At 71.1% G+C, this 25,646-nt stretch carries 21 protein-coding genes and 1 tRNA gene; 8 read left to right on the forward strand and 14 right to left on the reverse strand.

Annotated features, from left to right (window positions below; translation table 11 throughout):
* Positions 1-100: 100 nt before the first annotated feature.
* Positions 101-2,080, forward strand: coding sequence for an acyl CoA:acetate/3-ketoacid CoA transferase (locus FK530_RS12615; protein WP_146487385.1), 1,980 nt, complete (start codon positions 101-103; stop codon positions 2,078-2,080).
* Here FK530_RS12615 and FK530_RS12620 read toward each other — a convergent pair whose 3' ends face one another.
* Positions 2,081-2,431 (reverse strand): VOC family protein, encoded by a 351-nt coding sequence (locus FK530_RS12620; protein ID WP_146487386.1) that lies wholly within the window; start codon positions 2,429-2,431, stop codon positions 2,081-2,083.
* A gap of 50 nt (positions 2,432-2,481) precedes the next feature.
* On the opposite strand from FK530_RS12620, the gene FK530_RS12625 reads away from it, so the two are divergent.
* The gene (locus FK530_RS12625) at positions 2,482-2,916 is read left to right on the forward strand and encodes a MarR family winged helix-turn-helix transcriptional regulator (protein ID WP_146487387.1); all 435 of its coding nucleotides are present in this window, start codon (positions 2,482-2,484) and stop codon (positions 2,914-2,916) included.
* 12 nt (positions 2,917-2,928) lie between these two features.
* On the opposite strand, the gene FK530_RS12630 is transcribed toward FK530_RS12625, so the two are convergent.
* The 4 genes from FK530_RS12630 to FK530_RS12645 form a co-directional block, all read right to left on the reverse strand.
* On the reverse strand, positions 2,929-4,245 hold the full coding sequence (locus FK530_RS12630; protein WP_146487388.1) for an ABC1 kinase family protein: 1,317 nt from the start codon (positions 4,243-4,245) through the stop codon (positions 2,929-2,931).
* Between the two features lie 14 nt (positions 4,246-4,259).
* Positions 4,260-5,105 carry a hypothetical protein gene (locus FK530_RS12635; protein ID WP_146487389.1) on the reverse strand — a complete coding sequence of 282 codons (846 nt, stop codon included), beginning with the start codon at positions 5,103-5,105 and terminating at the stop codon, positions 4,260-4,262.
* Between the two features lie 76 nt (positions 5,106-5,181).
* Positions 5,182-5,904, reverse strand: a complete 723-nt coding sequence (locus tag FK530_RS12640; RefSeq protein ID WP_191834050.1) for a ferritin-like domain-containing protein — start codon at positions 5,902-5,904, stop codon at positions 5,182-5,184.
* A gap of 48 nt (positions 5,905-5,952) precedes the next feature.
* Entirely contained in the window at positions 5,953-7,314 is a 1,362-nt protein-coding gene (locus FK530_RS12645; RefSeq protein WP_146487390.1) for a zinc-dependent metalloprotease, read from the reverse strand.
* Positions 7,315-7,401: 87 nt separating this feature from the next.
* On the opposite strand from FK530_RS12645, the gene FK530_RS12650 reads away from it, so the two are divergent.
* The gene (locus FK530_RS12650; RefSeq protein WP_231706627.1) at positions 7,402-8,442 is read left to right on the forward strand and encodes a YlbL family protein; all 1,041 of its coding nucleotides are present in this window, start codon (positions 7,402-7,404) and stop codon (positions 8,440-8,442) included.
* Positions 8,443-8,470: 28 nt separating this feature from the next.
* Here FK530_RS12650 and FK530_RS12655 read toward each other — a convergent pair whose 3' ends face one another.
* Complete coding sequence (locus FK530_RS12655) at positions 8,471-9,067, reverse strand: PPA1309 family protein (protein WP_146487392.1); 597 nt, start codon at positions 9,065-9,067, stop codon at positions 8,471-8,473.
* Between the two features lie 89 nt (positions 9,068-9,156).
* On the opposite strand from FK530_RS12655, the gene FK530_RS12660 reads away from it, so the two are divergent.
* From FK530_RS12660 to FK530_RS12670, 3 genes are all read left to right on the forward strand, one after another.
* Complete coding sequence (locus FK530_RS12660) at positions 9,157-12,123, forward strand: UPF0182 family membrane protein (RefSeq protein ID WP_146487393.1); 2,967 nt, start codon at positions 9,157-9,159, stop codon at positions 12,121-12,123.
* A 112-nt stretch (positions 12,124-12,235) separates the two neighbouring features.
* A tRNA-Met gene (locus FK530_RS12665) sits at positions 12,236-12,309 on the forward strand.
* Entirely contained in the window at positions 12,295-12,864 is a 570-nt protein-coding gene (locus FK530_RS12670; protein ID WP_410468431.1) for a sugar O-acetyltransferase, read from the forward strand. The genes FK530_RS12665 and FK530_RS12670 overlap by 15 nt, the downstream gene beginning before the upstream one ends.
* Before the next feature lie 16 nt (positions 12,865-12,880).
* Here the strand turns inward: FK530_RS12670 and FK530_RS12675 are convergent, their stop codons facing one another.
* Complete coding sequence (locus FK530_RS12675; RefSeq protein ID WP_146487395.1) at positions 12,881-13,270, reverse strand: DUF3060 domain-containing protein; 390 nt, start codon at positions 13,268-13,270, stop codon at positions 12,881-12,883.
* A gap of 159 nt (positions 13,271-13,429) precedes the next feature.
* Between FK530_RS12675 and FK530_RS12680 the strand changes: the two genes are divergently transcribed.
* Together FK530_RS12680 and FK530_RS12685 are read left to right on the forward strand one after the other, a co-directional pair.
* On the forward strand, positions 13,430-14,383 hold the full coding sequence (locus FK530_RS12680) for a sulfite exporter TauE/SafE family protein (RefSeq protein WP_146487396.1): 954 nt from the start codon (positions 13,430-13,432) through the stop codon (positions 14,381-14,383).
* A gap of 87 nt (positions 14,384-14,470) precedes the next feature.
* The gene (locus FK530_RS12685) at positions 14,471-14,941 is read left to right on the forward strand and encodes a GNAT family N-acetyltransferase (protein WP_146487397.1); all 471 of its coding nucleotides are present in this window, start codon (positions 14,471-14,473) and stop codon (positions 14,939-14,941) included.
* On the opposite strand, the gene FK530_RS12690 is transcribed toward FK530_RS12685, so the two are convergent.
* From FK530_RS12690 to FK530_RS12720, 7 genes are all read right to left on the reverse strand, one after another.
* Positions 14,904-16,142, reverse strand: a complete 1,239-nt coding sequence (locus FK530_RS12690) for an MFS transporter (protein ID WP_146487398.1) — start codon at positions 16,140-16,142, stop codon at positions 14,904-14,906. The two genes, FK530_RS12685 and FK530_RS12690, sit on opposite strands and share 38 nt — an antisense overlap.
* 133 nt (positions 16,143-16,275) lie before the next feature.
* Positions 16,276-16,599 carry a transglycosylase family protein gene (locus tag FK530_RS12695; protein ID WP_146487399.1) on the reverse strand — a complete coding sequence of 108 codons (324 nt, stop codon included), beginning with the start codon at positions 16,597-16,599 and terminating at the stop codon, positions 16,276-16,278.
* 566 nt (positions 16,600-17,165) lie between these two features.
* Positions 17,166-20,747 (reverse strand): tRNA-guanine transglycosylase, encoded by a 3,582-nt coding sequence (locus FK530_RS12700; protein WP_146487400.1) that lies wholly within the window; start codon positions 20,745-20,747, stop codon positions 17,166-17,168.
* A gap of 140 nt (positions 20,748-20,887) precedes the next feature.
* Entirely contained in the window at positions 20,888-21,544 is a 657-nt protein-coding gene (locus tag FK530_RS12705) for a response regulator (RefSeq protein WP_146487401.1), read from the reverse strand.
* Between the two features lie 44 nt (positions 21,545-21,588).
* Positions 21,589-22,752: a sensor histidine kinase gene (locus FK530_RS12710; RefSeq protein WP_146487402.1), complete on the reverse strand. Its 1,164-nt coding sequence runs from the start codon at positions 22,750-22,752 to the stop codon at positions 21,589-21,591.
* Between the two features lie 191 nt (positions 22,753-22,943).
* Entirely contained in the window at positions 22,944-24,179 is a 1,236-nt protein-coding gene (locus FK530_RS12715) for an acyl-CoA dehydrogenase family protein (protein ID WP_146487403.1), read from the reverse strand.
* A 29-nt stretch (positions 24,180-24,208) separates the two neighbouring features.
* Positions 24,209-25,585 (reverse strand): acyl-CoA dehydrogenase family protein, encoded by a 1,377-nt coding sequence (locus FK530_RS12720; protein ID WP_410468432.1) that lies wholly within the window; start codon positions 25,583-25,585, stop codon positions 24,209-24,211.
* Positions 25,586-25,646: the final 61 nt, after the last annotated feature.

Raw genomic sequence — 25,646 nt, forward strand, 5'->3', positions numbered from 1 at the left:
ATCCCGCGAACGGCGCCTCCCGGCGTGATACACCTCTCAATGCGATCGCACACCGCGGTCGCGGCCCCGCCGCGCGGGGGCGAGCGAGAGGCGGAATCCGATGCCCATCGATCCCATCCTGATGCCCACGTCGACGTCCCCGATCCGCGACAAGGTCGTCACCGCGAAGGAGGCCGTGCGCCTGATCCGCGACGGCGACCATCTGGTGCTCGAGGGTTTCGCGGGGCAGGGCTTCGCCGAGGAGCTCGTGCTGGCGCTGGAGGAGCGCTTCCTCGCCTCGGGCTCGCCCAAGGATCTGTCGCTCGTGTTCACGGTGGCCCAGGGCGATCGGGGCGAGCGCGGCACCGTGCACCTCTGCCACGACGGCATGATCAAGCGGGCGCTGGGTGGTCATTACGGGATGGCCCCGGCGCTGCAGAAGCTCGCCCTCTCCGGAGAGATCGAGGCCTACAACCTGCCGCAGGGCGTGATCGCGCAGCTGTTGCGCGACACCGGTGCCGGGAAGCCGGGCCTGATCACTCACGTCGGGTTGGGCACCTTCGCCGATCCCCGCCAGGGCGGCGGGAAGGTCAACGACTCCACGACCGAGGACCGCGTGCGGCTGATGGAGATCGATGGCCGCGAGTACCTCTTCTACAAGGCCTTCGACCGGCTCGACGTCGCCTTCCTGCGCGGTACCACCGCCGATCCGAGCGGCAACGTGACCATGGAGAAGGAGGCGCTCACGCTCGAGGCGCTGGAGACGGCGATCGCGGTGCACAACAAGGGCGGTCTGGTGATCGTGCAGGTCGAGCGGATCGCGGAGCGGGGCTCGCTGAACCCGCGCGACGTGAAGATCCCCGGCGCTCTCGTCGACTGCGTGGTCGTGGCGACCAGTCCCGCGCACCACACCCAGTCGTGGGGATCGCAGTACAACCCGGCGATGAGCGGCGAGATCCGCCAGCCGATGGGCTGGACGGACCCCATCCCGCTCGACCCCCGGAAGGTGATCGCGCGGCGCGCCGCGCTCGAACTGCGCCCGAATTCGGTGGTGAACCTCGGCATCGGCGTCCCGGAGGGGGTCTCCGCCGTCGCCGCGGAGGAGGGGGTCCTCGAGTACCTCACGCTCACCGCGGAGCCCGGAGTGATCGGCGGCATGCCCGCCGGCGGCACGGATTTCGGCTCGGCCGTCAACGCCGACGCGATCCTCGCACAGCCCTCCCAGTTCGACTTCTACGACGGTGGCGGCCTCGACGCGGCCTTCCTCGGCATGGCCCAGGCCGACGGCGACGGCAACGTGAACGTGAGCCGGTTCGGGCCGCGGCTCGCGGGTGCCGGCGGCTTCATCAACATCAGCCAGAACGCGAAGGCGGTGTACTTCCTGGGCACGTTCCTCGCCCCGTCGCGCACCGAGGTCTCCGACGGGGCCGTCCACACCTCCGACGGTCCGGCGGCCCCCAAGTTCGTCGCGTCCGTCGACCAGCGCACGTTCTCCGGCGAGTACGCCCTGCGGTCCGGGCAGCCCGTCATGTACATCACCGAGCGGTGCGTCTTCCGCCTCACCGAGCGCGGAATGGAACTCGCGGAGATCGCGCCGGGCGTCGACCTGCAGCGCGACGTCCTGGATCTGCTGGGCTTCGAGCCCGTCATGGACGCCCCGCCGACCGTCATGGACGCGCGGATCTTCCGCGACGAGCCGATGGGGCTGCGCGAGGACCTGCTGTCCGTGCCGCTCGAGGCCCGCTTCAGCTACGACGAGAAGCGGAACCTCTTCTTCATGAACTTCGAGGGCGTCGCGGTGCGCACCGAGGAGGAGGTGGCGCGCGCCGCGGACGAGATCGAACGGCGTCTCGCCGAGATCGGGCGGGAGGTCAACGTGGTGATCAACTACGACAACTTCGTGCTCGGCCCCGACCTGGTGGACGAGTACGCCACCGCGGTGCGGCGGGTCAGCAAGTACTACGCGTCGGTGACCCGGTACACCACGTCGGCCTTCCTGCGGCTCAAGCTCGCCGACCACCTCGCCGACCGCGGCCTCCCGCCGCACCTGTACGAGAGCCGGACCGAGGCCGTCGCCCACTCGACGCCGACCGACGGTTAGTCAGTCGACGGCCTGCGTCACGCACACGAGGTGCCCGTCGGGATCGCGGACGACGGCCATCCGCTCGCCCCAGGGGCGTTCCTCGGGCGGATCCACGACGGCACCGCCGCGCGAGGTCCACGTCCCGATCACGGTGTCCAGGTCCGGGACGGCGAAGCCCAGCGCGACCGACGAGTCGCTGGGCGTCGCCGGGCGCTCGTGCAGCATGACCTCGACACCGTCCGCCGTGACGAGCCACGCCAGGTCCCCGGCGGACCGTGTGAGTCGGAGCCCGAGGAGTCCCTCGTAGAAGGCGAGCGCGGGGCCCAGGGCGGAGACGGAGACGACGAGGCGGGAGATCGACGCGGTCATGCATGCGACGCTACGATTATTGACAGATGCCTGTCAATAAGGAGGAGTGCATGGACCGCCCGCACCTGCTCACGGAACTGGTCGACGAGGTCTTCCGGCTCAACGCCGTCCTCCTCGCCGAGGGCGATGGGCTCGCCGCGGGGATCGGCACGACCGCCGCCGGATGGCGCGTGCTGGGCCTGCTGGCCGACGGTGCCGCCACCGTCGCCGACATCGCGCGGCGCCGGGGGCTGCGCAGGCAGAGCGTGCGGGAGACCGTCGAACGGCTCGAGCGCGACGGACTCGTGGCCAGGTCGGCGAACGCCGCGGACCGCCGGGCACCGCTGGTGGCGCTCACCGACCGGGGGCGTGCCGCCCTGCGTGACATCGAGCCCGCGCGGGCGGAGTGGGCCGCACGGCGGTCCGAGGCCGTCGACGGCGAGCCGCTCGCTGCCGCGCTGGACGTGCTGCGGCGCCTGCGCGAGGCGAGCCCGCTCGACGGGTGAGTGCGGCGACGCTCAGTCGTCGCCGTCGAGGAGCGGGACCCAGTGCTCGACGATGGCGCGGTACGGCGCCTCCGCCTCCATCTGCGAGCAGATGCCGACCATGCCGAGCAGGACGCGGAAGAGCATCACGTACTCGGGCGGCAGTGCCAGCTTGCGTCCGGTCTGGAACTGCTCTCCGCGCACGTCGGTCGCGGTGTACGCGGCCTTCATGAGCCACTTGCGGGTGAAGTGGAAGCTCTCGGAGCGCAGCGGATCGACGTAGGGTGCGAGGTAGCTGCGGATCTCCTCGGGCGTGATCTCCAGCCGCGGCGGGATGAAGCCCTGGCTGCGGAGCAGCGGGAAGAGGGCCTCGTAGTCCTCGTCGCGCGCGAGTCGCAGGATCTTGCCCACCGCCGGTGGTATGCCACCCGGGTACTCGGCGACGGCGCCGAAATCGAGGGCGATGAGCCGGCCGTCGGGCGCGATCATGAAGTTCCCGGGGTGCGGGTCGCCGTGCAGCAGGCCGGTGCGCGCCGGCGCACTCACCTCGAACTCGGTCAGCTTGGACGCGGCGGCGTTCCGCTCCTCCTGGGTGCCGCTCGCGATGACCTCGCGCAGCGGCCGGCCGGTGACCCACTCACTGATGATCACGGTGGGCGCGCTCGCGAAGACCTTCGGCACCCGGATGTTCGGGTCGCCGTCGAAGGCCTTGGCGAACTTGCGCTGGTTCGTGGCCTCGTACCGGTAGTCGAGCTCGGCCTCCGTGCGGTCGGTGAGCTCCTGGACCAGCGATTTCACGTCGGCGCCGGGGGTGAGCGGCTTGAGGACCGAGCTGAGCCGGCCCAGCGCCTTGAGGTCGGCGCGCAGGGCCTCGTCGGCGCCGGGGTACTGGACCTTGACCGCGACCTCGCGGCCGTCCGACCACACGCCGCGGTGCACCTGGCCGATCGACGCGGATGCCGCCGCCTCGTCGTCGAAGGAGCTGAACCGGTCGCGCCAGCCCGTACCGAGCTGCTGGTCGAGCACCTTGTGCACGGTGGCGGCGGGCATCGGCGGCGCCTCGTTCTGCAGCTTGGCGAGGGCGTCGCGGTAGGGCGCCGCGTACTCGGGCGGCACGGCCGCCTCCATCACGCTCATGGCCTGGCCGAGCTTCATCGCGCCGCCTTTGAGCTGGCCGAGGACCTCGAAGAGCTGCTCCGCCGCCTTGGCCTGCAGCTCCGCGTTCACCTCGTCCTTGTCGGCACCGGCGAGACGCTTACCCCAGCCCACCGCGGTACGGCTGGCCATCCCCAGCGGCAGCCCCGCCAGTTTGGCCGTGCGCTTGGCGCTGCCACGGGTGATCTCGGACACCTGGCCCCCTGAAGTCAACCTGCAGCCTCGGAGGCGGGGGCGGTGACCCCGCATCCGCACCCGGGGTGCATGAACCATCGTCGGACGGCGATCGCGCTGCCCTCGACCTCCAACGTACAGCCGAGGACGTCCGGCGGGTCCGCCGAGTCCCATCGTCCTGCCGCGACGGCGGCCACCTGCTGCGCCGCCACCGCCGCGGTCATCCGCAGGATCTGCGCGGAAGCCCGCCCCGCGCGACCGAACAGCTGGCAGGCCAGCGTCGGCCAGCCGGGATCGGCGTCGGCCCGGGTGCGGTCGAGGCAGCGCAGGCACGGTCCGGCGCCGGGGAGCACGAGCGGACCGACGATGCCGCTGCCGTCGCGCAGGACCACCGGCAGGTGCGGCACCCGCTCCCGCATCAGGCGCGCCACCAGCACGGGATCGGGGGAGAGGGCGTCCGAGAGCACGACGAGGTCCACGCCGCGGTCGGCCGGTGTCCAGCTCCGCGCCGTCCCGGCGGTCACCCGGACGGCGTCGAGCGAGGCCAGTTCGCCGAGCAGGGCGTCCGAGACCGGCCCGGCGCCGTGCAAGTGCACCTGCAGCGGCGAGCCGGGTGGCTCGTCCTCGAGGAGGCGGTGACCGCGCAGGGCTTCGAGCAGCTCGGCGACGTCGGCCGCGGTCATCCCGAGGTCGGCGGCGCGGCGCTCCAGCTCGCGCGGGGTGCGGAAGGACTGCAACCATCGGAGCAGCCCCGCGGTCGCGTCCGGAGCGAGCCACGGCGGCGGCTGCAGGACGGGAGCGCCGGTCGCCGCGGCGCCCAACTGCACGAGCGTGGGCGGGCGCACGACCACGGTGAGATACGGGTTCAGACGGTGCCGCATCGGCTCAGCCAAGCACGTCCGCGTGTCGTGGACCGCCCCGATGCACCGGTTATCCACAGGCCGAAACAGCCTCTGGTCAGGCGCGATGCCCTGCTTCGGCGATCGCTCGCGTACGCGGATGCGCGGGGGCGAAGACGTCCCGCCGGAAGCGGCCGAACAGCGCGGCGCTCTCCTGCACCAGCGCCCTGCGGGACCCGCCGACGGCCACCAGCGCGGGGCCGTGGTCGGCGGCGACGACGATCGACACGGCGCAGGCGAAGCCTTGCCAGAGCATTCCGATCGCGCGGCGACGGGCGGCCGGGGTGGCGGCGAAGCCCTCGGAGAGCCGGTCGCGCTGGAACCGGATGTGGTACTGCTCGTCGTCCAGGATGCGGCGGCTGACCTCGGCGAGCAGCGGATCGGGGGACTGCGCGAGCGCCCCGTAGTAGCTCACCGCGATGAGCTCCGCGACGGTGAGCACGAGGAGCTCGCAGCGGAGGCCGAGGGCGCGGCGGGCGCGCACGAAGACGGTGTCCGACCAGTGCCCGTCGAGAAGCTCGCCCCCGCCGGCACGGATCAGCTCGGCGAGCAGCCGCGCGTGCTCGTTCTCCTCGGCGACGAACAGGCGGACCGCTGCGGCGTAGTGCGGATCACCCGCGGCCTCGGCGTGGGCCGACAGCGTGGCGCCGTCGCCGCTCTCGCCGACCTGGAAGCGCTGCAGGCTCGCGATCACCGCCGGGGGCAGCGCCGCCCCGTCGGACCACACCGGGTCCGGTCGGCGCCGTCGCGCTCGGTCTTCGAAGTGCTCGACCCATTCCATCCCTCCTTCATAGCCCAGTGAACCTGAGATGAAGGTGAGTGGATTCGATCAGTTCTCGTCGGAATCGGTGCCGGACTCGCGCCGCATCTGCCGCTCGATCGCGGCGATCGGATCGTCGAGATCCGACGGATCCGCGCCGGACGCGTCGCCCAGGATGCGGTCGATGAAGGCGGCCGGTGCATCCAGGTCGGAGGCGTCGGGCATCAGGTCGGGGTGCGCCCAGATGCCGTCGCGCTGCTCCATCGAGGTGGCGGTCAGGGTCCGCTCCCACAGATCGGCGGCCTCGCGCACCTTGCGGGGGCGCAGTTCCAGGCCGACGAGAGTGGCGAAGGTCTGCTCCGCCGGGCCGCCCGACGCACGCCGTCGGCGCATCGTCTCGCGCAGCGCGGCGGCGCTCGGCAGCCGGTCGGCGATCGCCGCGTGCACGACGGTCTCCACCCAGCCCTCGATGAGGGCCAGCAGCGCCTCCAGTCGCTCGAGCGCCGCGGTCTGCTCCGGCGTGGCCTTGGGCTGCAGGGCGGCGCCCTGCGCGGCCATCAGTTCCTCGAGCTTGGCCGGGTCCTGCAGCGCGGTCGGGTCGAGGTTGCGGGAGAGCTCCTCGATGCCCGACATGTCGATGCTGATGCCGCGCGCGTACTGCTCGACGGTGTCGAGTACCCGGGCGCGCAGCCACGGCACGTGGGAGAACAGCCGCTGATGCGCGGCCTCGCGCGCGGCCAGGAAGACCAGGATCTCCTGGTCCTTGACGTCGAGGTCCTTGCTGAAGGTCTCGATCGCCTCGGGCAGCAGTGCCGCGGTGTCCTCGGGGCCCAGCGGCAGGCCGATGTCGGTGCTGGTGAGGACCTCCTTCGACAGCGAGCCCAACGCCTGGCCGAGCTGCGTGCCGAAGGACATCGAGCCGATCTGCGAGAACATGCCCATCATCGGGGCCGCCATCTCGCGCGCCTCCTCGGGCATGCTCTGCATCCAGGAGCCGGAGATCTTCTCGGCGACGGGATTCACCAGCCGCTTCCACGTGGGCAGGGTCTTCTCCTGCCAGTCGACGGGGCTCCACGCGGCCGTCTTCTGCAGGCCGGCCGGGAGCACGGTCGCGCCGTCGAGCCAGAGCTGCGCGAGGTGCATCGACTCCTCGATCGCGGTGCGCTGGGCCTCGGTGACCGGCTCGTGCTTGCCGAGCGTCTGCCGCGCGAGTTGCGCCGCGACCGTGTAGTTGACGGGCTCGCCGGTGCCGGCGCCCGGCCCGGTCATGCCCGAGCCCATGCCGGAGATCATCTGGCCGAGCTGGCTCAGCATGTCTCCCAGCTGCGACATGTCGAAGGGCTGACCGGCGCCGAAGGGCTGGTCCCGTCGGCCTTTGCCGTCGTCACCGCCGTCGTCGCCGGAGGAGAATCCGAAGGGCAGGTCATTCATGACTCCACGGTACTGCCCCGGGCCGGTGCGGGCCGCTCCGTCCGTCACGCTCTGCGCGAACAGGCGGCGGCTACGCTGTGGCCCGTGATGGAACGCAGGATCACGACAGCTCTCGCGGCCCTGGTGCCCCTCCTGGTGCTCGTCGTGCTGGGGATGGTCGTGACGGTGCCCTACGTCGCGGTCGGCCCGGGCGACACCGCCGACACGCTGACCACGTACGCCGAACGCGATGCCGACGGCAAGGTCGAGAACCGCAAGGTCATCACCATCGACGGGCTCCCCGTGCACCAGCCCGCCGGACAGCTGCGGTTCACCACCATCGCCGTGACCGATGGCCTCAACCTCTACGGCGCCCTCGCCAAGTGGATCAGTGGCGAGCAGATCGCTCCCCGCGACGCCTATTACCCTCCCGGGGCGACCCGCCAGCAGATCGAGCAGGGCAACCGCGAGCAGTTCACCGGCTCCGAGTCCTCCGCCACGGTCGCCGCACTGCGGCACCTGAAGATCCCGACCGCCACGGGCGTCGTCGGCCTGAGCGAGGGCGGCCCGGCGCAGGGCAAGCTGCGCGAGGGTGATGTCCTCGAGGCCGTCGACGGTGCGCCCGTCACCGCGCCCGACCAGGTCGCGAAGAGTCTCGAGGGCAAGAAGAAGGGCGACGTGGTCACCGTCGCGGTCCGACGGGCCGACGGTGTCGCGCAGGTCCCCGTCACGCTCGGCGAGTCCGAGGGCAAGCCGCGCTTGGGGATCGTCGTGGGACAGGTTCCCGCGGACCCGAAGATCCGCATCGGATTCGGGGTGCAGCAGGTCGGGGGCCCCTCGGCGGGGCTGATGCTGTCCCTCGGCATCGTCGACCTCATCGAGCCGGGCGATCTCACGGGCGGGCGGAACGTCGCCGGTACGGGCGAGATCGCCTCCGACGGCAGGGTGGGGCCCATCGGCGGCATCGAGCACAAGCTCCAGGGCGCCAAGCGCGACGGTGCCTCCGTCTTCCTGGTGCCGGCCGCCAACTGCGACGCCGCGAAGTCCTCGCCGCCCGCGGGCCTGCAATTGGTCAAGGTCGACACGCTCGAGGGCGCGCTCACGGCGCTCGCCGACGTCCGCGAGGGGCGCCCCGCGCCGTCCTGCTGAACCTGTCCCGGAGCCCCGGGGGTGCGGTTCAGTCCTCGTCGAAGGTGGCGAGCAGGCCCTGGATCAGGCCGGGCGCGAGCTGGTCGGCGCGCAGGAGCTCGGCGTCCGCGAACGGATCGTCGTCGTCGGGCTGCAGCATGAGCAGCGTGATCCGGTGCCCGTCGCGCAGAACCGCGGCGACCATTCGTGCGGTGCGTCGTTCGGGGTGGTTCTCGGCGGCGGCCCGTCCAGCGCGGTCCGCGGCGTCGACGTCGGCGAGGTGCGGCTCGAGCGCCCCGTCGAGGTCCGCCTCCGCGTTCGGGGGCAGCACGATGATCTCCTGCACGAGGGCGCACCCGACGACCTCGTCGGGCCACGTGGTGGTCGCGAGAACATGGTTGAGCTCCGTGCTGCCGCCCTGCGGGTCGCCGGGGAGCGGCTCCTGCTCGATGACGGTGAGCGACGCGCCGTCGTCGAGGATGTCGGCCCACTCCGGCTGGCTCGTGGCGAGCAACGAGGTCGGGACGAGGCCGAAGAGCTGCGGCGGCTGTCCCCACCCCTGCGGCTCCACGAACTCGATGGCCTCGCGGGCCGCGCGGCCGAGGGCCGCCTCGTCGAATACCTGCTCCGGCTCGTCGTAGCTCACGCGCCCATGATCGCATCCCTCGGCGCGCTCCGTACCACGCCGGTGAGCACGCGCGAGTCCCATCTCGGGCAATCCGTACAGTGGTTGTCGTGACGACACCTCGTGCCGCGGGCATCCCCTCGCTGTCCCGCCGGGCAAAGATCCTCATCGCGTTGGCCGTGGTCCTGCTGGCGCTGCTGCTCATCGGTCCGCGGGTGGTGGACGTGATCACCGCCTTCCTCTGGTACGGCTCGCTGGGCCACGCCGGGGTGCTGCGGACGGTGCTGCTCTCGCGGCTCGGCCTGTTCGTGATCACCGGCGTGGTCCTGGCGCTGTTCACCTTCGCCGGGATGTGGCTGGCGTACCGGGTGCGGCCGGCGTTCCTGCCCTCGCCCACGGACGACCCGGTGGTCCGCTACCGCGCCGTGGTCACCAGCAAGCTGAAGACCTTCGCGATCGTGCCCGCGCTGCTCATCGGCCTCATCGCCGGCATCTTCGGGCAGGCGTCGTGGCAGCAGGTGCTCCTGTTCTTCAACCGGCAGCCGTTCGGTGAGACCGACGCCGAGTTCGGCATGGACATCGGCTTCTACGCCTTCACACTGCCCTTCATCGAGTTCGTCCTCGGCTTCCTGTTCGCCGGCCTCATCGTCATGTTCCTGGCGAACCTCGTGGCGCACTACGTCTTCGGCGGCATCCGCCTCGCAGGCCGGGAGGGCTCCCTGTCGCGGGGTGCGCGCATCCAACTCGCGGCGATCGCCGGCGTCTTCCTGCTGACGAAGGCCGTGGCGTACTGGTTCGACCGGTACGCGCTCGTGTACTCGAACCGCTCGCCCATGTTCACGGGCGCCAACTACACCGACATCCACGCCATGCTGCCGGCGAAGGCGATCCTCACCGGCATCGCGATCATCTGCGCGGCCGCCTTCTTCTTCGGCATCGTGCTGCGGGATCTGCGGGTCCCCGCGATCGCGACGGTGCTCATGCTGTTCTCCTCGCTGGTGGTCGGCGTCGGCTGGCCCACCGCGGTCCAGACCTTCTCGGTCGGCCCCAACGCGGAGAAGGAGCTGCCGTACATCGCCCGCAACATCGCGGCCACCCAGGAGGCCTACGGCCTCGCGAGTGCCAAGTACGAGAAATCGGACCCGAAGGCGTCCCCGGATGCGCTGCAGACGCTCACCGCGAAGGACGCTCCGTCGCTGCAGAACGTGCGCCTGCTCGACCCGAACGTCGTCTCGCAGGCCTTCTCGAACTTCGGCGGGCTCAAGGACTACTACCGCCTCACCGGCAAGCTCTCGGTCGACCGCTACGAGGTGGACGGCAACCTCACCAACGTGCTCCTCGCGCCGATCGAGCTCGACCCGAGCAAGACCCCGTCCGACTGGACCTCGCGGCACATGGTCTACACCCACGGCAACGGGCTGATCACCGCGCCCGCCGGCCAGGTGGACCAGGTGGTCAGCGAGAGCGGCCGCGATGCCGTGAACAACAACAACGCGGGCGGCCAGCCCGTGTTCACGCGCAACGGCGTGGCCGGCAGCAAGCCCGTCACGCAGCCGCGGATCTACTACGGCGAGATCATCGGCTCCGACCCCGGCTTCTACTCCGTCGTGGGCAGCACGGGCGATCCGCGCGAGCTCGACAGCGACACCGAGCGCTCGCGCTACGAGGGCGAGGGCGGTGTGGGCATCGGCAACTGGTTCACCCGCCTCGCCTACGCGATCAAGTTCACCGAGCGGAACATCCTGCTCAACGGGAACATCGGGCCGGACTCGAAGATCATCTACCAGCGCGATCCGCGCGACCGGGTCAAGCAGCTCGCGCCCTTCCTCACCGTCGACACGAAGACCTACCCGATGGTCGATTCGCGCACCGGTCGGATCCTGTGGGTGGTCGACGGCTACACGACGCTGCCGAAGTACCCGTACGCGCAGCAGACCTCGCTGTCGGACGCCACGGGTTCGCGCCAGCAGAACACCCCCGGCCAGCAGGCGCAGCGCCGTCAGGTGGACGAGAAGGTGGGCTACATCCGCAACTCGGTGAAGGCCACCGTCGACGCCTACGACGGCTCGGTACACCTGTACCAGGTGGACGACGACGACCCGGTCCTCAACGCCTGGAAGAACGTCTTCCCCGGTGTGATCGAGCCGCAGAGCTCCGTGCCCGCGGAGGTCGCGCAGCACTTCCGCTACCCGCAGGACCTGTTCGAGGTGCAGCGCTTCCTGCTGCAGAAGTACCACACGTCGGACCCCGACACCTTCCGCCGGCAGAACGACGTCTGGCAGGCCGCCGCGGCTCCGAACGAGACGCCCGACAAGGACGGCCTGCAGTCGCCGTACTACTCCGTGGGTGCGGCCCCCGGTGGCGGCCCCGCGCAGTTCCAGCTGTCGTCGATCCTGCAGGCGAAGGACCAGCCCTACCTGGCGGGCCTCGTCTCGGTCGCCGCGGAGGGCGAGGACGCGGGCCGGCTGCTGGTGCGCGACATGCGCGAGCTGCCCGGCCGCCGGACGCCCGGGCCGATGCAGGCGGCCGACCTGATCAAGGGCGCACCGCCCGTGGTGGCGGACAACGCCAACATCCAGGCGCTGAACCCGCGCTTCGGCAACCTCCAGGCGATCGCGCTCGCGAACGGCGGCCTCACCTACGTCTGGCCCATGTACGCGCAGTCGACCGGGGAGAAGGCCGCGCCCAAGCTGATCAAGGTGCTCAGCCTCAACCCGGTCACCGGCGGAGCGGGCTACCGTCCGACGGTGGCGGCCTCGCTCAGCGACGCCGGCTACAAGGGCGTCGACGCGGCGCTCGCGACGGCCGCCACGGGCGTCTCGGGCCCCACTCAGGGGCAGACGGTGCCCGGCGGGCAGCAGCCCGGCCCGAGCGAGCCGCCCGCGCAGGCGACGGTGCCCGGGGGCGACACCCCGGAGGTGCAGGCCGCGGTGAAGGCCGTCTCCGACGCCTGGGGGTCGGTGCTCTCCGCACAGCGCTCCGGCGATCAGGTCGCCGTCGGCCAGGCCATGAAGCAGCTCGGTGACGCGATCACCAAGCTGCAGGCGGCCGAGTCGAAGGCGCGGGGCGGCAACTGATCCCGGCTCCCGGGCCGGGGCCGACGATGTCGAGACCGGCCCGGGAGACGAGCGTCACGTTCAACTGATTTGCACATCGTGAGCGCATTCCAGTAACGTGGTGTTCACCCGACGCGGGGTGGAGCAGCTCGGTAGCTCGCTGGGCTCATAACCCAGAGGTCGCAGGTTCAAATCCTGTCCCCGCTACTAGGTCGAAGGCCCCCGGAGAAATCCGGGGGCCTTTCGCATTCCCGGGCCTGTGCGCGTCGCCGAGATCGATCCGCAGCAGCTCGCCGGTTCAACACTGCCGCCGCGGATGACGACGCGGTGCGCTCTCAGATCCTTCAGGAGCTCCTCGGCGGCATCGGCGAGGGTTCCTGGGTGATGCCGCGGTTCCAGTGCGACTACGGGGCGCACATCGCCATCGGAGCCAACAGCTTCCTCAACTACGACGCGATCCTCATGGACTGCGCGCCGATCACCATCGGCGACGACTGCTCGATCGGCCCGCGGGTGCAACTGCTCACCGCGCTGCACCCCGTCGACGACCACGCCGCGCGGCGGGCGCGGTGGGAGACCGCCGAACCGATCACGATCGGTGACAACGTGTGGTTCGGCGGCGGCGTGATCGTCTGTCCGGGGGTCACGATCGGCCGGAACACCGTGATCGGCGCCGGCAGCGTCGTGACGCGGGACATCCCGGATCACGTCGCGGCCGTCGGTAATCCTTGTCGGGTGGTACGGGAGCTCTCGGGCGAGTGAATCCGGGTGGGCCTGCTCAGCAGCGGTAGGAGTTGTCCGCCCCGACCGACTTCACGGTGGGCTTCTTCGGTCCGGAGCAGGTGATCGTGTTGTCGTGGCCGCTCACGTCCACCGACGCCGCGGAGCCGAGCGTGATCGAATTGCCGCTACCGATCACCCGGAGCGCGGTGACGTCGCGCAGTGTGAGGGTGTTGTCGTGGCCGTTCACCTCGACACGCTTGCACGCGGAGGTGAAGACGATCGCGTTGTCGGAGCCGATCAGCTTCACGTCGTCGTTGCAGGCCAGCGTGCGCACCTGGTCGTGACCGCTCAGGTCGATCCGGGCGGTGGCCATGGGCGCGGCGACGGTGCCGGCGAGCACGGCGGCGGCCGCGGCGGCGGCGAAGCGGGCGAGGGATGTGCGCATGTCAGTCGTCCTTCTGCAACGTGCGATCGGGGCGAAACGGACACTACCGGGTTCCGATCACGCTGATCGGGACGGTTCCGATCGTGTGACGCGTTCGGCAGAGTCTCCAGGCATGCCCGGACGAGTACCCTCGTCCGACTTCAGCCGCAGGAGAGACACATGCCCACCCTCGTCATCGTCGCGTTCGTCGGGCTGCTCGGACAGCTCGTCGACGGGAGCCTCGGCATGGCCTTCGGCGTCACCGCCACGACCTTCCTCGTCGCGCTGACGACGCTCTCTCCGGCCGCCATCAGCGCGACCATCCACCTCGCCGAGATCGGCACGAGCGCCGTCTCCGGTGCCTCGCACTGGCGCTTCGGCAACGTCGACTGGAAGGTCGTGCGCCGCATCGGCATCCCCGGCGCGATCGGCGCCTTCGCCGGTGCGACGGTGCTGTCGAACCTCTCCACCGAGGTCGCCAAGCCCCTGATGTCCACCATCCTGCTGCTGCTCGGCCTGTACGTGCTGCTGCGCTTCACCTTCCGCGGCATCGACACCAAGAACCTGGGCAAGCCGCTCAAGTCGCGGTTCCTGGCGCCGCTGGGCCTCTTCGGTGGGTTCGTCGACGCCACCGGCGGCGGCGGGTGGGGCCCGGTCGGCACGCCGGCGCTGCTGGCCTCCGGCCGGATGGAGCCGCGCAAGGTGGTCGGCACCATCGACACCAGTGAGTTCCTCATCGCGCTCGCCGCTTCGCTCGGCTTCCTGGCGAACCTCGGCGGCGAGGGCGTGAACTTCGCCTACGCCGGCGCGATCCTGCTCGGCGGCGTCATCGCCGCTCCCTTCGCCGCGTGGCTCGTGCGTCACTTCCCGCCCCGCCTCCTGGGCGCTTCCGTCGGCGGCCTGATCATCCTGACCAATGCCAGGACGCTCATGGGCAAGAGTGCTCTCGCCCTCGATCCCGGTGTCCAGCGCGTGGTCTACATCCTGATCGTCGCGGGCTGGATCGCAGCCTTCGCGTACTCCTTCATCCAGTACCGCCGCGACGCGGTGCTCGAGTCCGCCGATTCCATCAGCGATCTCGCGGCCCGCAACGCGAGCATCGCCGAGGACCCGAAGGAACCGGTCCCCGCCTGATTCCGGATTCCCAGCGCGGTGGATGGTGCTCGCTCAGCGGGCACGATCCACCGCGCTGCGTCGTGCGCGGCTCCGTAGGCTGACGACATGGCTGTCTGGATCGCCGACCCGGCGCGCGATGCGGCGCTCGTCGCCGCCCTGCGCACGACCTGGGCCGTCACCGCGGGCCACGACCCGGCCCCCGATGACGACGATCTCGTCGACCGGATCCGGGACTGGTGGGAATTCGACCGGCGCACGGTGCTCCTGTCGGGTGACAGGGGACATCGCGGGGCCGCGGGAATGGTGACGCTGCACGAGTACCGCCGGATGCCCATGCCCGGTGCGGATTCGACGGCGTGGGGTTACGTCGGCCACCTCTTCGTCCTGCCCACTGCGCGCCGGGAGGGCCACGGACGCGCGCTCGTCGAGGCGGTCCAGCGGGCCGCGCATGACCGCGGCTACCGGAGGCTCGTGCTCTCGCCCAGCGAGGAATCGGTCCCGCTCTACCGCCGCAGCGGTTTCCGCGCGGCGGACGAGCTCATGGTGTGGGAGCCGGACCCCGGTTCCACGTCGTGAGCGATCGCGGCCCCGCACCCACATCCAACGCGCGGATCAGTACGGCGCAGCCGATCCCGGAGAGCACCATCCCGATCGTGAAGGTCGGCGCGTACCCCAGCAGGTCGCCCGAGACCCCGCCCGCGAAGCCCGCCGCACCCTGCGCCGCCACCACGGCGCACGCCAGCAGCGTGTAGTCCGCCCCGGCGTGATCGCGCTCGCTGGCGTCCATCATGAGCGTGAACAGCGCGACGGTGGCCGCACCGCCGAAGACGTGCTCGGTGAGGTTGGCGGCCACGACCATGGGGAAGCCGCCGACGCCGAGTGCGGCGACGACGTACAGCGCGATGGTGACCGTCTGCGCGACGCCACCGACCAGCAGGGCGGAGCGGCGACCCCGCCGGAACGCCCACCAGCCGCCGAGCGCCGAGCCCACGAGCGCGCCCGCCGAACTGAGCGCGCCGCTCACGAGGGCGATCTCCGTGAGCGTGAGGCCCGCGTCGTGCAGGAACGGGCCGGCGATCGACGAGACCATCGCGTTGCCGAACTTGTAGGCCGCCAGGAGGCCGATCAGGGCGATCACCCCCGGCCGGCGTAGACGGTGCCACCACGCCCTGCTGAGGCCCTCGCGCCCGTGGGACTCGGCGGGGTCGCGCACGCCGTCGGAAGGCTCGTCCCGGGCCAGCAGGACGACGGGGACCGTGCACACGAGGATCAGGCCGCCCAAGGTGAGCAGGAGGACGCGCCAGCCGCCCTCGGCGTAGATCCACAGCAGCCCGCCGCCACCGGCGATCATGCCGAGCCGGTAGGCGCCGGTCTGGATGCCGTTGCCGAGACCTCGTTCGCGAGGGCCCAGGAGGCGCACGGCGAGGCCGTCGGTCGCGACGTCCTGTGTCGCCGCGAGCAGGTTGACGGCCGCGATGGCGACGAACAGCCACCGCAGCGATCCGGCCAGGTCCGTGGCGGCGAGCGCGAAGACCACCCCGGCGGAGCCGAGCTGCGTCGCCAGGAGCCATTGTCGGCGAGTGCCGATCCGGTCGACCGCGGGCGCCCACAGGAACTTCAGGCCCCACGGCAGGTAGAGGAGGGAGGTGAGGCTGATCGCGGTGAGTGAGAGGCCCGCATCTCGCAGCAGGACGGGGATCGCCTGGGTGAAGAAGCCGAACGGCAGCCCCTGGGCGAAGTACAGCCCCGTCAGGAGGAGGAAGACGCGTAATCGCACTCCGCGATTCTGGCAGTCGGCGGCGGGGGAGGGGCGGCCAGGTCTCAGCGAGCGGGACACGAAAACGCCTGTGGCGGCCGATTCACGGGGAATCGACCGCCACAGGCGTTGATCGGAGATCGGTGGGTGCGGCTCAGCCGCGGCCACCGCAGCTCGGCCACGCGCCGATGCCCTGCGAGGCGAGGATGTTCTCGGCAACGCGGATCTGCTCGGCCTTGGAGGCGTTGTGGGGCATGCCCGAGCCGCCGTTGGCGCGCCAGGTCGACGGGCTGAACTGCAGGCCGCCGTAGTAGCCGTTGCCCGTGTTGGTCGACCAGTTGCCACCCGACTCGCAGGCCGCGATGGCGTCCCAGTTCACGCTGTCGGCGTTCGCGGCACCGGTGCCGAAGGCAACGGGAGCGGCGACGATCGCGCCGGTGACGGCCATCATGCCCAGGGTCTTGCGGATGTTCTTCAAGGGTTTCCTTTCGCCTGTGCGCATGCCAGGACACAGCCCGATTGGGGCGGAGGTGTCGGGGAAAGACATGGACCGTGCCTTCTCTGTCGGGCACGGCAGTGGGCTGAGAAAGATCGCTCAACGGCTCCGGCGACGTGGTGCGTCACGCTAGGAGCGGTCCGGCGCCCGAGGAAGATGCTCTCGTTGTGGCGGCGGGCCCACACATACGCGGTGGTTCGTGGATTCAGTTTTGTTCCCGTGACCGGGTCGAGATGAACACTAGGGGCCTATCGGCGCGGTGTCATCCTCGCCGCGAGAGGGTCGCGGTTTGATAACGCTTCGGTCACGATCGGCTGTGAGGACCGTAAGGCCAGGTCATCCGCGCGATCGCTAGCAATAGCTCGCATAGGCAATGACCTGCAGGAAGTGACGGCAATCACAGGCGGAATGTGGCTCGGGTCACCCGAGTGAAGGTTACGGAACGGTGTACGCGATGTCGGCCCGTAGCACCGGACCGGACGACGAACGCGGCGGCGACGGCTGCGCTGCCGTCGCCGCCGCCGTTCTGCGGGGCTCTCGTGGGGCTCCTAGACGGGACTCCCCACCGCGTCCTCGTCGCGCGGCTGCGCGACCACGCGATCGGGGCGCGCGGTGTCCCCTCCGGCCCCCTCCGCGAAGCGCTCCAGCACCGCGTCGCGGTACGCCGGGAAGCGGCCGTCGGCGATCGCCTGCCGCGCGCCCGCGGTCACGGCGGCCAGGAACCGCAGGTTGTGCCGGGTCACCGCCTGGACGGCCGACGGGGTGTCGGTGCGGTACAGGTGATGGACGAAGGCCCGGTTCGGCGACGTCGCCGCACCGTCGCCGTCGAGCGGGCGCACATCGTCCCGGAAGGCCTGCGTCGACAGGGCGAGCGGCCCGTCCGGCGTGAACGCGATGCCCCGTGCCGCAGCCTCCTGCGGCGCGGCCGACTCGATGAGGTCGATACCCGCGTCGACGGCGTGCAGCAGATCCTCCGGCCCGCGGACACCGGCCATGTAGCGCGGGCGGGTCTCATCCAGCGTGGCGACGATCGTCGGCAGCGCCTCCCCGCTCCGCGGATCGGTGGCGTCGCCGAGGATCCGCACGCCGCCGAACCCGAGACCGCCGGAGCGCACGTCCTCCTCGTGGCGGGCGAGCAACTCGCGCAACGCGGTCCGGTCGTGCGCGAGGCGGATCGGCACGCTGGCCCACAAGGAGACCTCGCCGCGGCGCAGCGCGGTGAGCCAGTTGTGCTCCGCCAGGGCGCGCCGCGCGCCGTTCGCCGCCGTCGGGGCGAAGACGATGTCGCCGCCCAGCCGGTACGCGGCGGTCACCGCGGCCGCGGGATCGGACGACGGTGCCGAGACGTCCACAAACAGAGGCAGTCTCCAACCGGCGAAGGCCGCGAGGCCGCCCGCCTCCTCGATCGTCTCGGTGCCGGGGTGCACGGCCAACCGGGCGCCGTCCACGGAGACGGCGCCCGCGCCGAGCGCGGCCGCGGACGCGGGGTCGACGCCGGGGATCGCGCTGAGTGGCGCGGATGCCACGAACGCGGGAGTGGCTACCGTGCGGTGCGCCGTGCGCAGCGTTCCCGTACGCGCGCCGCCCGACGCCGCGCCGACCTCGAATCGCACCGGATCGGTGACGGATTCGGCCTGCAACCGCGCGTGCGCGGACAGGGATCGGTAGTCGGAGCGCAGTTCGGAGAGCTCCTCCGCGAGCGCGCGGTTGCTCGCCCGCAGCTCGGCGATCTCCGTCGTGCCGCCGGGGACGCCTCGGGATGCCCGGGCGTCGACGGCGGTCGTGATCCGGACCGGTGTGCTGGGCGTCCGCGGGGCGGACGGCCGCGCGGGTGGGTGCGGGGCGGCCGGTACCGCGCGGGGCACGGCGGGCACCTGTGCGGGGGTACCCGTCTCCGCGATCGCGCCGGCCGTCACCGGCGCGGGGACGTGCGCCACCGGCGCGGTGTCCGCCTCGGCGCCCTCACTCTTCGCGCGCAGACCGTCGCCCTCGACGTCGATGCGGGGGAGCACCTTGTCGAGCCAGCGCGGGATCCACCACGCGCGCTCGCCGAGCACGGCCATCGCGGTGGGCATGATGATCATCCGGACGAGGAAGGCGTCGAAGACGATGGCCGCCGCCATCGAGAAGCCCATCAACTTGAGGAAGGTCATGGAGGAGAGGGTGAAGCCGGCGAAGACGGAGATCATGATGATCGCCGCGGCGGTCACCACGCGCGCACCGGACCGGTAGCCGATGCGGATCGCCTCCAGTGCCGGCGCCCCGTGATGGTGCTCCTCACGCATCCGGCTCACCAGGAAGACCTGATAGTCCATCGCGAGGCCGAAGACGATGCCGATGAGGAAGATCGGCATGAACACGAGGATGGGCCCGCGCTCCTCGGGCGCGATCCAGCCGAGCCACCCGTCCTGGAAGAATCCGACGGTGACGCCGAAGGTCGCCGCGATCGAGAGCAGGAAGCCCAGCGCCGCGATCACGGGGATGATCACCGAGCGGAAGACGATCATCAGCAACAGGATCGCCAGTCCCACCACCACGACGAGGTAGAGCGGCAGCTTCGAGGTGAGCGTCTCGGAGAAGTCGGCGTTGATCGCGGCCGCGCCGCCGATGCCGATGTAGGTCGACGTCGCGCCGCCCACGGACTCCGCGCGGTCGCGCAGCTCGTCGAGCAGCGTCGCGGTCTGCTTCGTCGACGGGCCCGATTCGGGGACGATGACGAACTGCGCGGCATCACCGGTCGCGTTGGGCACGGGGCCGATCACGCCGTCGTGCGCGATCCCGGGCAGCGTGCGCGCCTCGTCCGCGAAGCGCTGGGTCGCGGCCTTGAGGTCGCCCCGCCCCTGTGTGTCGACGACGGCGACCAGCGGCGACGACTTGCCCGCACCGAAGGCCTCGCTCTGCATCTGCACGGCCGCCTTGTCCGACGGTGCCGCGAAGTCCAGCCCGAGCTCGATCTTCCCGATCGGGATCGCCGCGACCGCGAGGATCGCGACGGCGCCCACCAGGAAGGGGAGCGGCTTGCTCGTGAGCAGGTCACCGATGCGCTGCCCCATGGGGCGCCTCTCGGTCTGTTCCGGCGTCCACAGCAGCGGCAGCCGGGGCTTGAAGACCGTCGACTTGAACAGGCCCAGCAGGGCGGGCAGCACCGTCAGGGCGACGAGAACGGCCAGGGCGACGGTGATCGCGGCACCGAGGCCCATCTGGGACAGGAAGGACATGCCCGTGATCGACAGGCCACAGAGCGCGATGATCACGGTGGCGCCCGCGAAGACCACAGCGCTGCCCGCGGTGCCGACCGCGAGGCCGGCCGCGTGCGCCCGGTCCGTGGTGGTCATCAGCTCCTGCCGGTACCGGGATATCACGAACAGGGAGTAGTCGATGCCCACCGCGAGCCCGATCATCATCGACAGGCCGGTGGTGGAGGTGCCGAGCGTGAGGAACGAGGTGCCGATCGCGATGATCGACGTCGAGAGCCCGATACCGATCAGCGCGGCACCCAGCGGCATCAACGCGGCGAGCAGCGCCGCGAACGTGATGATCATGACGATCACGGCCACCACGATGCCGATCATCTCGGCCGGTGGCTCGGCCTCGGTCTCGTTCGCGGACCCGGCACTCTCCACGCGCAGGCCCGCATCGGTGCCGGCCTTCTTCGCGGCCGTCACCGCCTCGATCGACTCGTCGGAGACCTCCTTGACGTCGCCGAAGGAGAAGTGGATCTGCGCCGTTCGGCCGTCGCTGCTGAGGTTCTCGGCCGCGGCGGCTCCCACGGTGGGGTTGACGATGGCGCCCTTCTCCGCGGCGGTCAGTTGCGGAACCTCGCGCAGCTTGCTCACCACCGCGTTCACCGCCGCTGCGTTGCCGCCCTGGTCCAGCCGCTGCCCGTCGGTGGACTGCAGGACGACGGTCGCGGTGGGCGCCTGGGTCTTCGCGGTCTCGGGGAACTTCTCCTGCAGCACGTTCTGCGCCTCGACGGCGCGGCTGCCGGGGAGGTTGAAGTCGTCCTTGAAGGGCTTCGACAGGGACGAGCCGGCCGCACCGATCGCGAGGAAGGCGACGATCCAGAGCACGAGGACGAGCCACCACTTCCGGTAGCAGAATCGTCCGAGCTTGTAGAGGAGGGATGCCATGCTCCCAGTCTGGCCGCCGGTTACCGTGCACGGTAGGTCTCGAAAGCCCTTGGGGACGACCGATGCCCGCTTCCTAGACGATGGTCGCACCGCGCCGCGGAACACCCCCTACGAAAGTCGTACGGTCGTCGCCGAGGGGCCTAGCCGTGGGTGAGCCCGGCGTCGTGCGCGAGAATCGCCAACTGCACGCGGTTCGCGGCGTCGAGCTTGTCCAGCAGGCGCGAGACGTGGGTCTTCACGGTGGCCTCGCTCATGAAGAGGTCGCGGCCGATCTGCGCGTTCGAGCCGCCCGCGGCGACGCCGAGGAAGACCTCGTGCTCCCGGTCGGTGAGCACGGCGACGCGGGCGAGGGCCTCGCGGCGGCGATCCTCCCGGGGGTCCGTGGCGAACCGTTCGATGAGCTTGCGCGTCACACTCGGTGACAGCATCGCCTCGCCCGAGGCGACCACCCGGACACCGTCGAGCAACTGCCGGGGTGGGGTGTCCTTGAGCATGAACCCGGCGGCGCCCGCCTGGAGCGCGCGCATCACGTAGTCGTCGAGGTCGAAGGTGGTGAGCACGACGACCTGCGGCGGCTCCGGCTCCGACCGCACGAGCGCGGTCGCCGTGAGCCCGTCGACCGAGGGCATCCGGATGTCCATGAGCACCACGTCGGGCCGGTGCTCGCGGACCAGTCCCACCGCCTCCGCGCCGTCGCCGCCCTCGCCGACGATCGTCAGGTCCGCGGCGGACTCGATGATCATGCGCAGGCCGGACCGCACCAACGGGTCGTCGTCGATGATGACGATGCGGGTCACGGAGCCTCCTGGGGTCGTGACCATCCTGCCACGGCGCCGGCGGATCAGGCCCGTTCGGCGGGGACGGGGAGCTCGGCGAACACCCGCCAGCCGCCCGTACCGGTGGGGCCGGAGGTGATCTCGCCGCCCGCGAGCTGCACGCGCTCGGCCAGGCCGATCAAGCCGGAGCCGGACCCGGGCAGCGGAGGCGCCGCCGACCGCGGCCGATCGTTGACCACCTCGATCGAGAGGCGGTGCTCGCGCAGCCGCACCGCGACTCGTACCGCCGCGGGACCGGCGTGCTTGCGCACGTTGGTCAGGCTCTCCTGGACGATGCGGTACGCCGTGCGGCCCAACGCCTCCGGCACGGCGTGCGGTGCGGCGGCGCACTCGTCGATCTCGAGATCGACGGTGGTGCCGCCCACCCGGGAGTCCGCCGCCAGGCGCGCGAGGTCCCGCAGGTCCGGCTGCGGTGCGAGCGGTTCCGCGTCGGACCCGCGCAGCACACCGAGCACGCCGCGCAGGTCCTCCAGGGTCTCGTGCGCGGTGGAGCGGATCTCGGCCGCCGCCCGCTCCACGGCGTCGGACGCCGCGCCCGCGTTCACCTCGAGCGCCCCCGCCTGCAAGGCGATGAGCGAGACCCGGTGCGCGAGAACGTCGTGCATTTCGCGGGCGATGCGCGAACGCTCGGCGGTCCGTGCCTGGGTGGCGCGCAGCTCGCGTTCGGCCTCGGCGCGCACCGCGCGCTCGCGCAGTGACTCGATCAGGTCGCGGCGCGCGCCCACGTACGAGCCCCAGAGCGCGAAGGCGGCGGTGAGCGCGACACTGGTGAGGGTGTCCGCGAGCCGCCACGGGGTGCTCGACCACGGGTGCGGCAGCGCGAGGCAGGCCGCGGTGACGACGGTCGCGATCACCAGTACGCGGTCGCGCCGCCGCACCGCCAGCGTGAACAGGCCGAGCAGGGCGACGCCCGGGAATCCGACGGCGAGCATGAGGATCCCACCGACCACGGTGACCTCGAGCGGCCACCGCCGCCGCCACCACAGGACCAGGGAGCCGCCGAGACCCACGGTGAGCACGAGGTTGCCGTAGCCGATGGAGCCGCTCTGCCACTCCACCGCCGCGGTGGCGACTGCGAGCAGCGCGGACAACAGCACGCACGCGCAATCCCGCAGGCGCGGTGCGGTCCACCACCGCTGCCACCGCGGGACCGCCGCGCTCGAATCCATGGGTTCACGGTACTGGGGCGCTCCGCCGCGGGGGAGCGGCCGAAGGTCGCGGCCCCGTCGGGTGCCGCTACGACTTTCGTCGGACGGCACCGGCGGAAGTACGACCGTGCGGACCGTCGGGCCCGCGCACGCGAACGGGGCGCCGTCGTGGATCGCGATCCGCGCCGACGCCCCGTCGTACCTCCCCTGGTCTACTTGAGCTGCGAGCTCGTGAGGTCCAGGTGGCGACGCGCGATGATCAGCTGCTGGATCTGCTGTGTGCCCTCGAAGATGTCGAGGATCTTCGAGTCGCGGGCCCACTTCTCCAGCAGCGTCCGCTCCGAGTAACCGAGCGCGCCGGCGAGCTCCACCGCCTTGAGGGTCACGTCCGAGCCCACCCGGCCGGCCTTCGCCTTCGCCATCGACGCGTTCATCGAGTTCGGCAGCTTGTTATCGGCCATCCAACCCGACTTCAGCGTCAGCTGGTAGGCCGCCTCCCAGTCGGACTCGAGGCGGATGAACTCCGCCGCGGCGTGCGGCAGGGTGTTCACGGGCGCGTCGTAGTCGATGACGATGCCCGCGTCCTCGAGCACGGTGCGGAGCTCCTCGAGCGAGGCCCGCGCGCAGCCGATGGCCATGGCGGCCACCAGCGGACGGGTGTTGTCGAAGGTCTGCATGACCCCGGCGAAGCCCTTCTCCACGTTCACCTCGGGGCTGCCGAGGATGTTCTCGAACGGGATCCGGCAGTCCTCGAAGCGGATCTCCGCCGTATCGGAGGCGCGGATGCCGAGCTTGTGCTCGAGCCGGGCGACGGTGACGCCAGGGTGCTCACGGGGCACCACGAAGGACTTGATCGCGGCACGGCCGGCGCTCTTGTCCACGGTCGCCCAGACCACGATGTGGTCGGCGCGCGAGCCCGAGGTGACGAAGATCTTGGTGCCGTTGAGGACCCACTCGTCGCCGTCGCGGACGGCGGTCGCGGTGACGGCCGCCGAGTCCGAGCCGAAGGACGGCTCGGTGATCGCCATCGATGCCCACACCTTGCCGAAGCGCTCGAGCTGCTCGTCGGTGGCGACCGCGGCGATCGCGGCGTTGCCCAGGCCCTGGTAGGGGAACGCGAGCATGAGACCGGTATCGCCCCAGCACATCTCGATCGCGTTGATGATCGACTCCATGGTGCCGCCGTTGCGGCTGCCGGCGGTGACGTCGACGGGCTTGGGCTTCTCCTCGCCCTCGCCCTTCTTGCGGTCGCCCGAGGCGGCCGACGGCGCCTGGCCGGCATCGGCCAGGCCGTCGTAGAGCGCGGCGATGGTGTCGAGTTCCTTGGGGTACTCGTGCTCGGCCAGATCGTACTTGCGCGAGATGGGGCGGAAGATCTCGGCCGCACCCTGGTGCGACATCTCGGCCGACGCCTTCAGCTTCTTGGGAAGTTCCAGATTGATTGCCATGATGGTTCTTTCGGTCTCAGAAGGTCGGTCTAGAGGACGACGACGCCCTCGGCGATGCCCACGGCGCGCAGATCGCGATACCAGCGCTCCACCGGGTGCTCCTTGGTGAAGCCGTGGCCGCCGAGCAGCTGCACGCCGTCCAGGCCGATCCGCATGCCCTTGTCCGTCGCGAACTTCCGCGCGAGCGCGGCCTCGCGGCCGAAGGACAGGCCCTGCTCGGCGCGCGAGGCGCCCCGCCAGACCAGCAACTCCAGGCCCTCGATCTCGGTCGCCATGTCGGCCACGGCGAACGCGACGGCCTGGCGGTGGGCGATCGGCTCGCCGAAGGCCTCGCGCTCCTTGACGTACGGGGTGACGTAATCGAGGACGGCGCGGGAGGTGCCGAGCGCCAGCGCCGACCAGCCCAGCCGGGCAAGGCGCACGACGTCGGTGTAGTTCTGCGCCGCGGTGTCCAGGTCCACCTCGCCGAGCAGTGCGGTCGCCGGGACCTTGACGTTGTTGAGGTTCAGGCGGCCCAGCGATGCGGCGCGCAGGCCCATGCTCGGGTCGCCCTCCACGATCACACCGTCGGTGCCGGACTCCACGATGAACAGCGCGGGCTTGCCGTCCAGCTCGGCGCCGACCACGAAGAGCTCGGCCGAACCGGCCTGCGGCACCATCGACTTCACGCCGCTGAGCACATAGCCGCCCGAGGTGCGGGTCGCCTTGGTGGCGAGCGCGAACGGGTTGAACAGGGCGCCGGGCTCGGCGATCACGACGGAGGACTGCGGCACGGACTCGCCCGCGTACTCCGTGAGATAGGTCTGCTGCTGGCCGTCGGAGCCGAACTGCGCGAGCGTCACCGCGACGCCGCTGGGGGCGAGGATGGGCAGCGCGAGGCCCATGTCGCCGTGGGCGAGGGCCGAGGCCACGAGGGCGTTGGTCACGGTGCCGCGGTCGCTGCCGGCGCCGTCGAGCTCCTCGGGCACGTTGATCATCGTGATGCCGAGCTCGGTGGCGCGGCCGAGGAGCGACTCGGGCGCCTCGGTCGCGGCGTCCGCGTCGAAGGCCGCCGGTCGGACGATCTCGGCGGCGAAGTCCTTCACCGTGTCGACGATCATCTGCTGCTCGTCATCCGGGGTCAGGTCGTAGTTCGACTTCGTGCTCGAGGCCAGCCGCTTCGGCTTACCGGTGCCGGCGACGACCTTGAAGGTGCGGTTCGCCGCGCCGAGCGCCTTGAAACCGGTCTTCGTGCCCTCGTACGCGACGCGGTTCACGAGGTCCTGCAGGCCGCGGTTCTGTACGAAGGGCGTCTGCACTACGGCCATCAGGGCGCGGATCAGCTGGCCCGTGGGGTTCCGCCGGATCGGGTTCTTCCCGATGGCGCTGGTGTCCCGGGGATCGGTTGACGTGCTCATCTCCACCATCTCGTCGTCGTGGCGACGCAGGTCGAGGGCTGTTCCCGACGTCCTCGCCGCCAACTTACTC

The sequence above is a fragment of the Tsukamurella conjunctivitidis genome (genome assembly GCF_007858475.1).
Classification (GTDB): Bacteria; Actinomycetota; Actinomycetes; order Mycobacteriales; family Mycobacteriaceae; genus Tsukamurella; species Tsukamurella conjunctivitidis.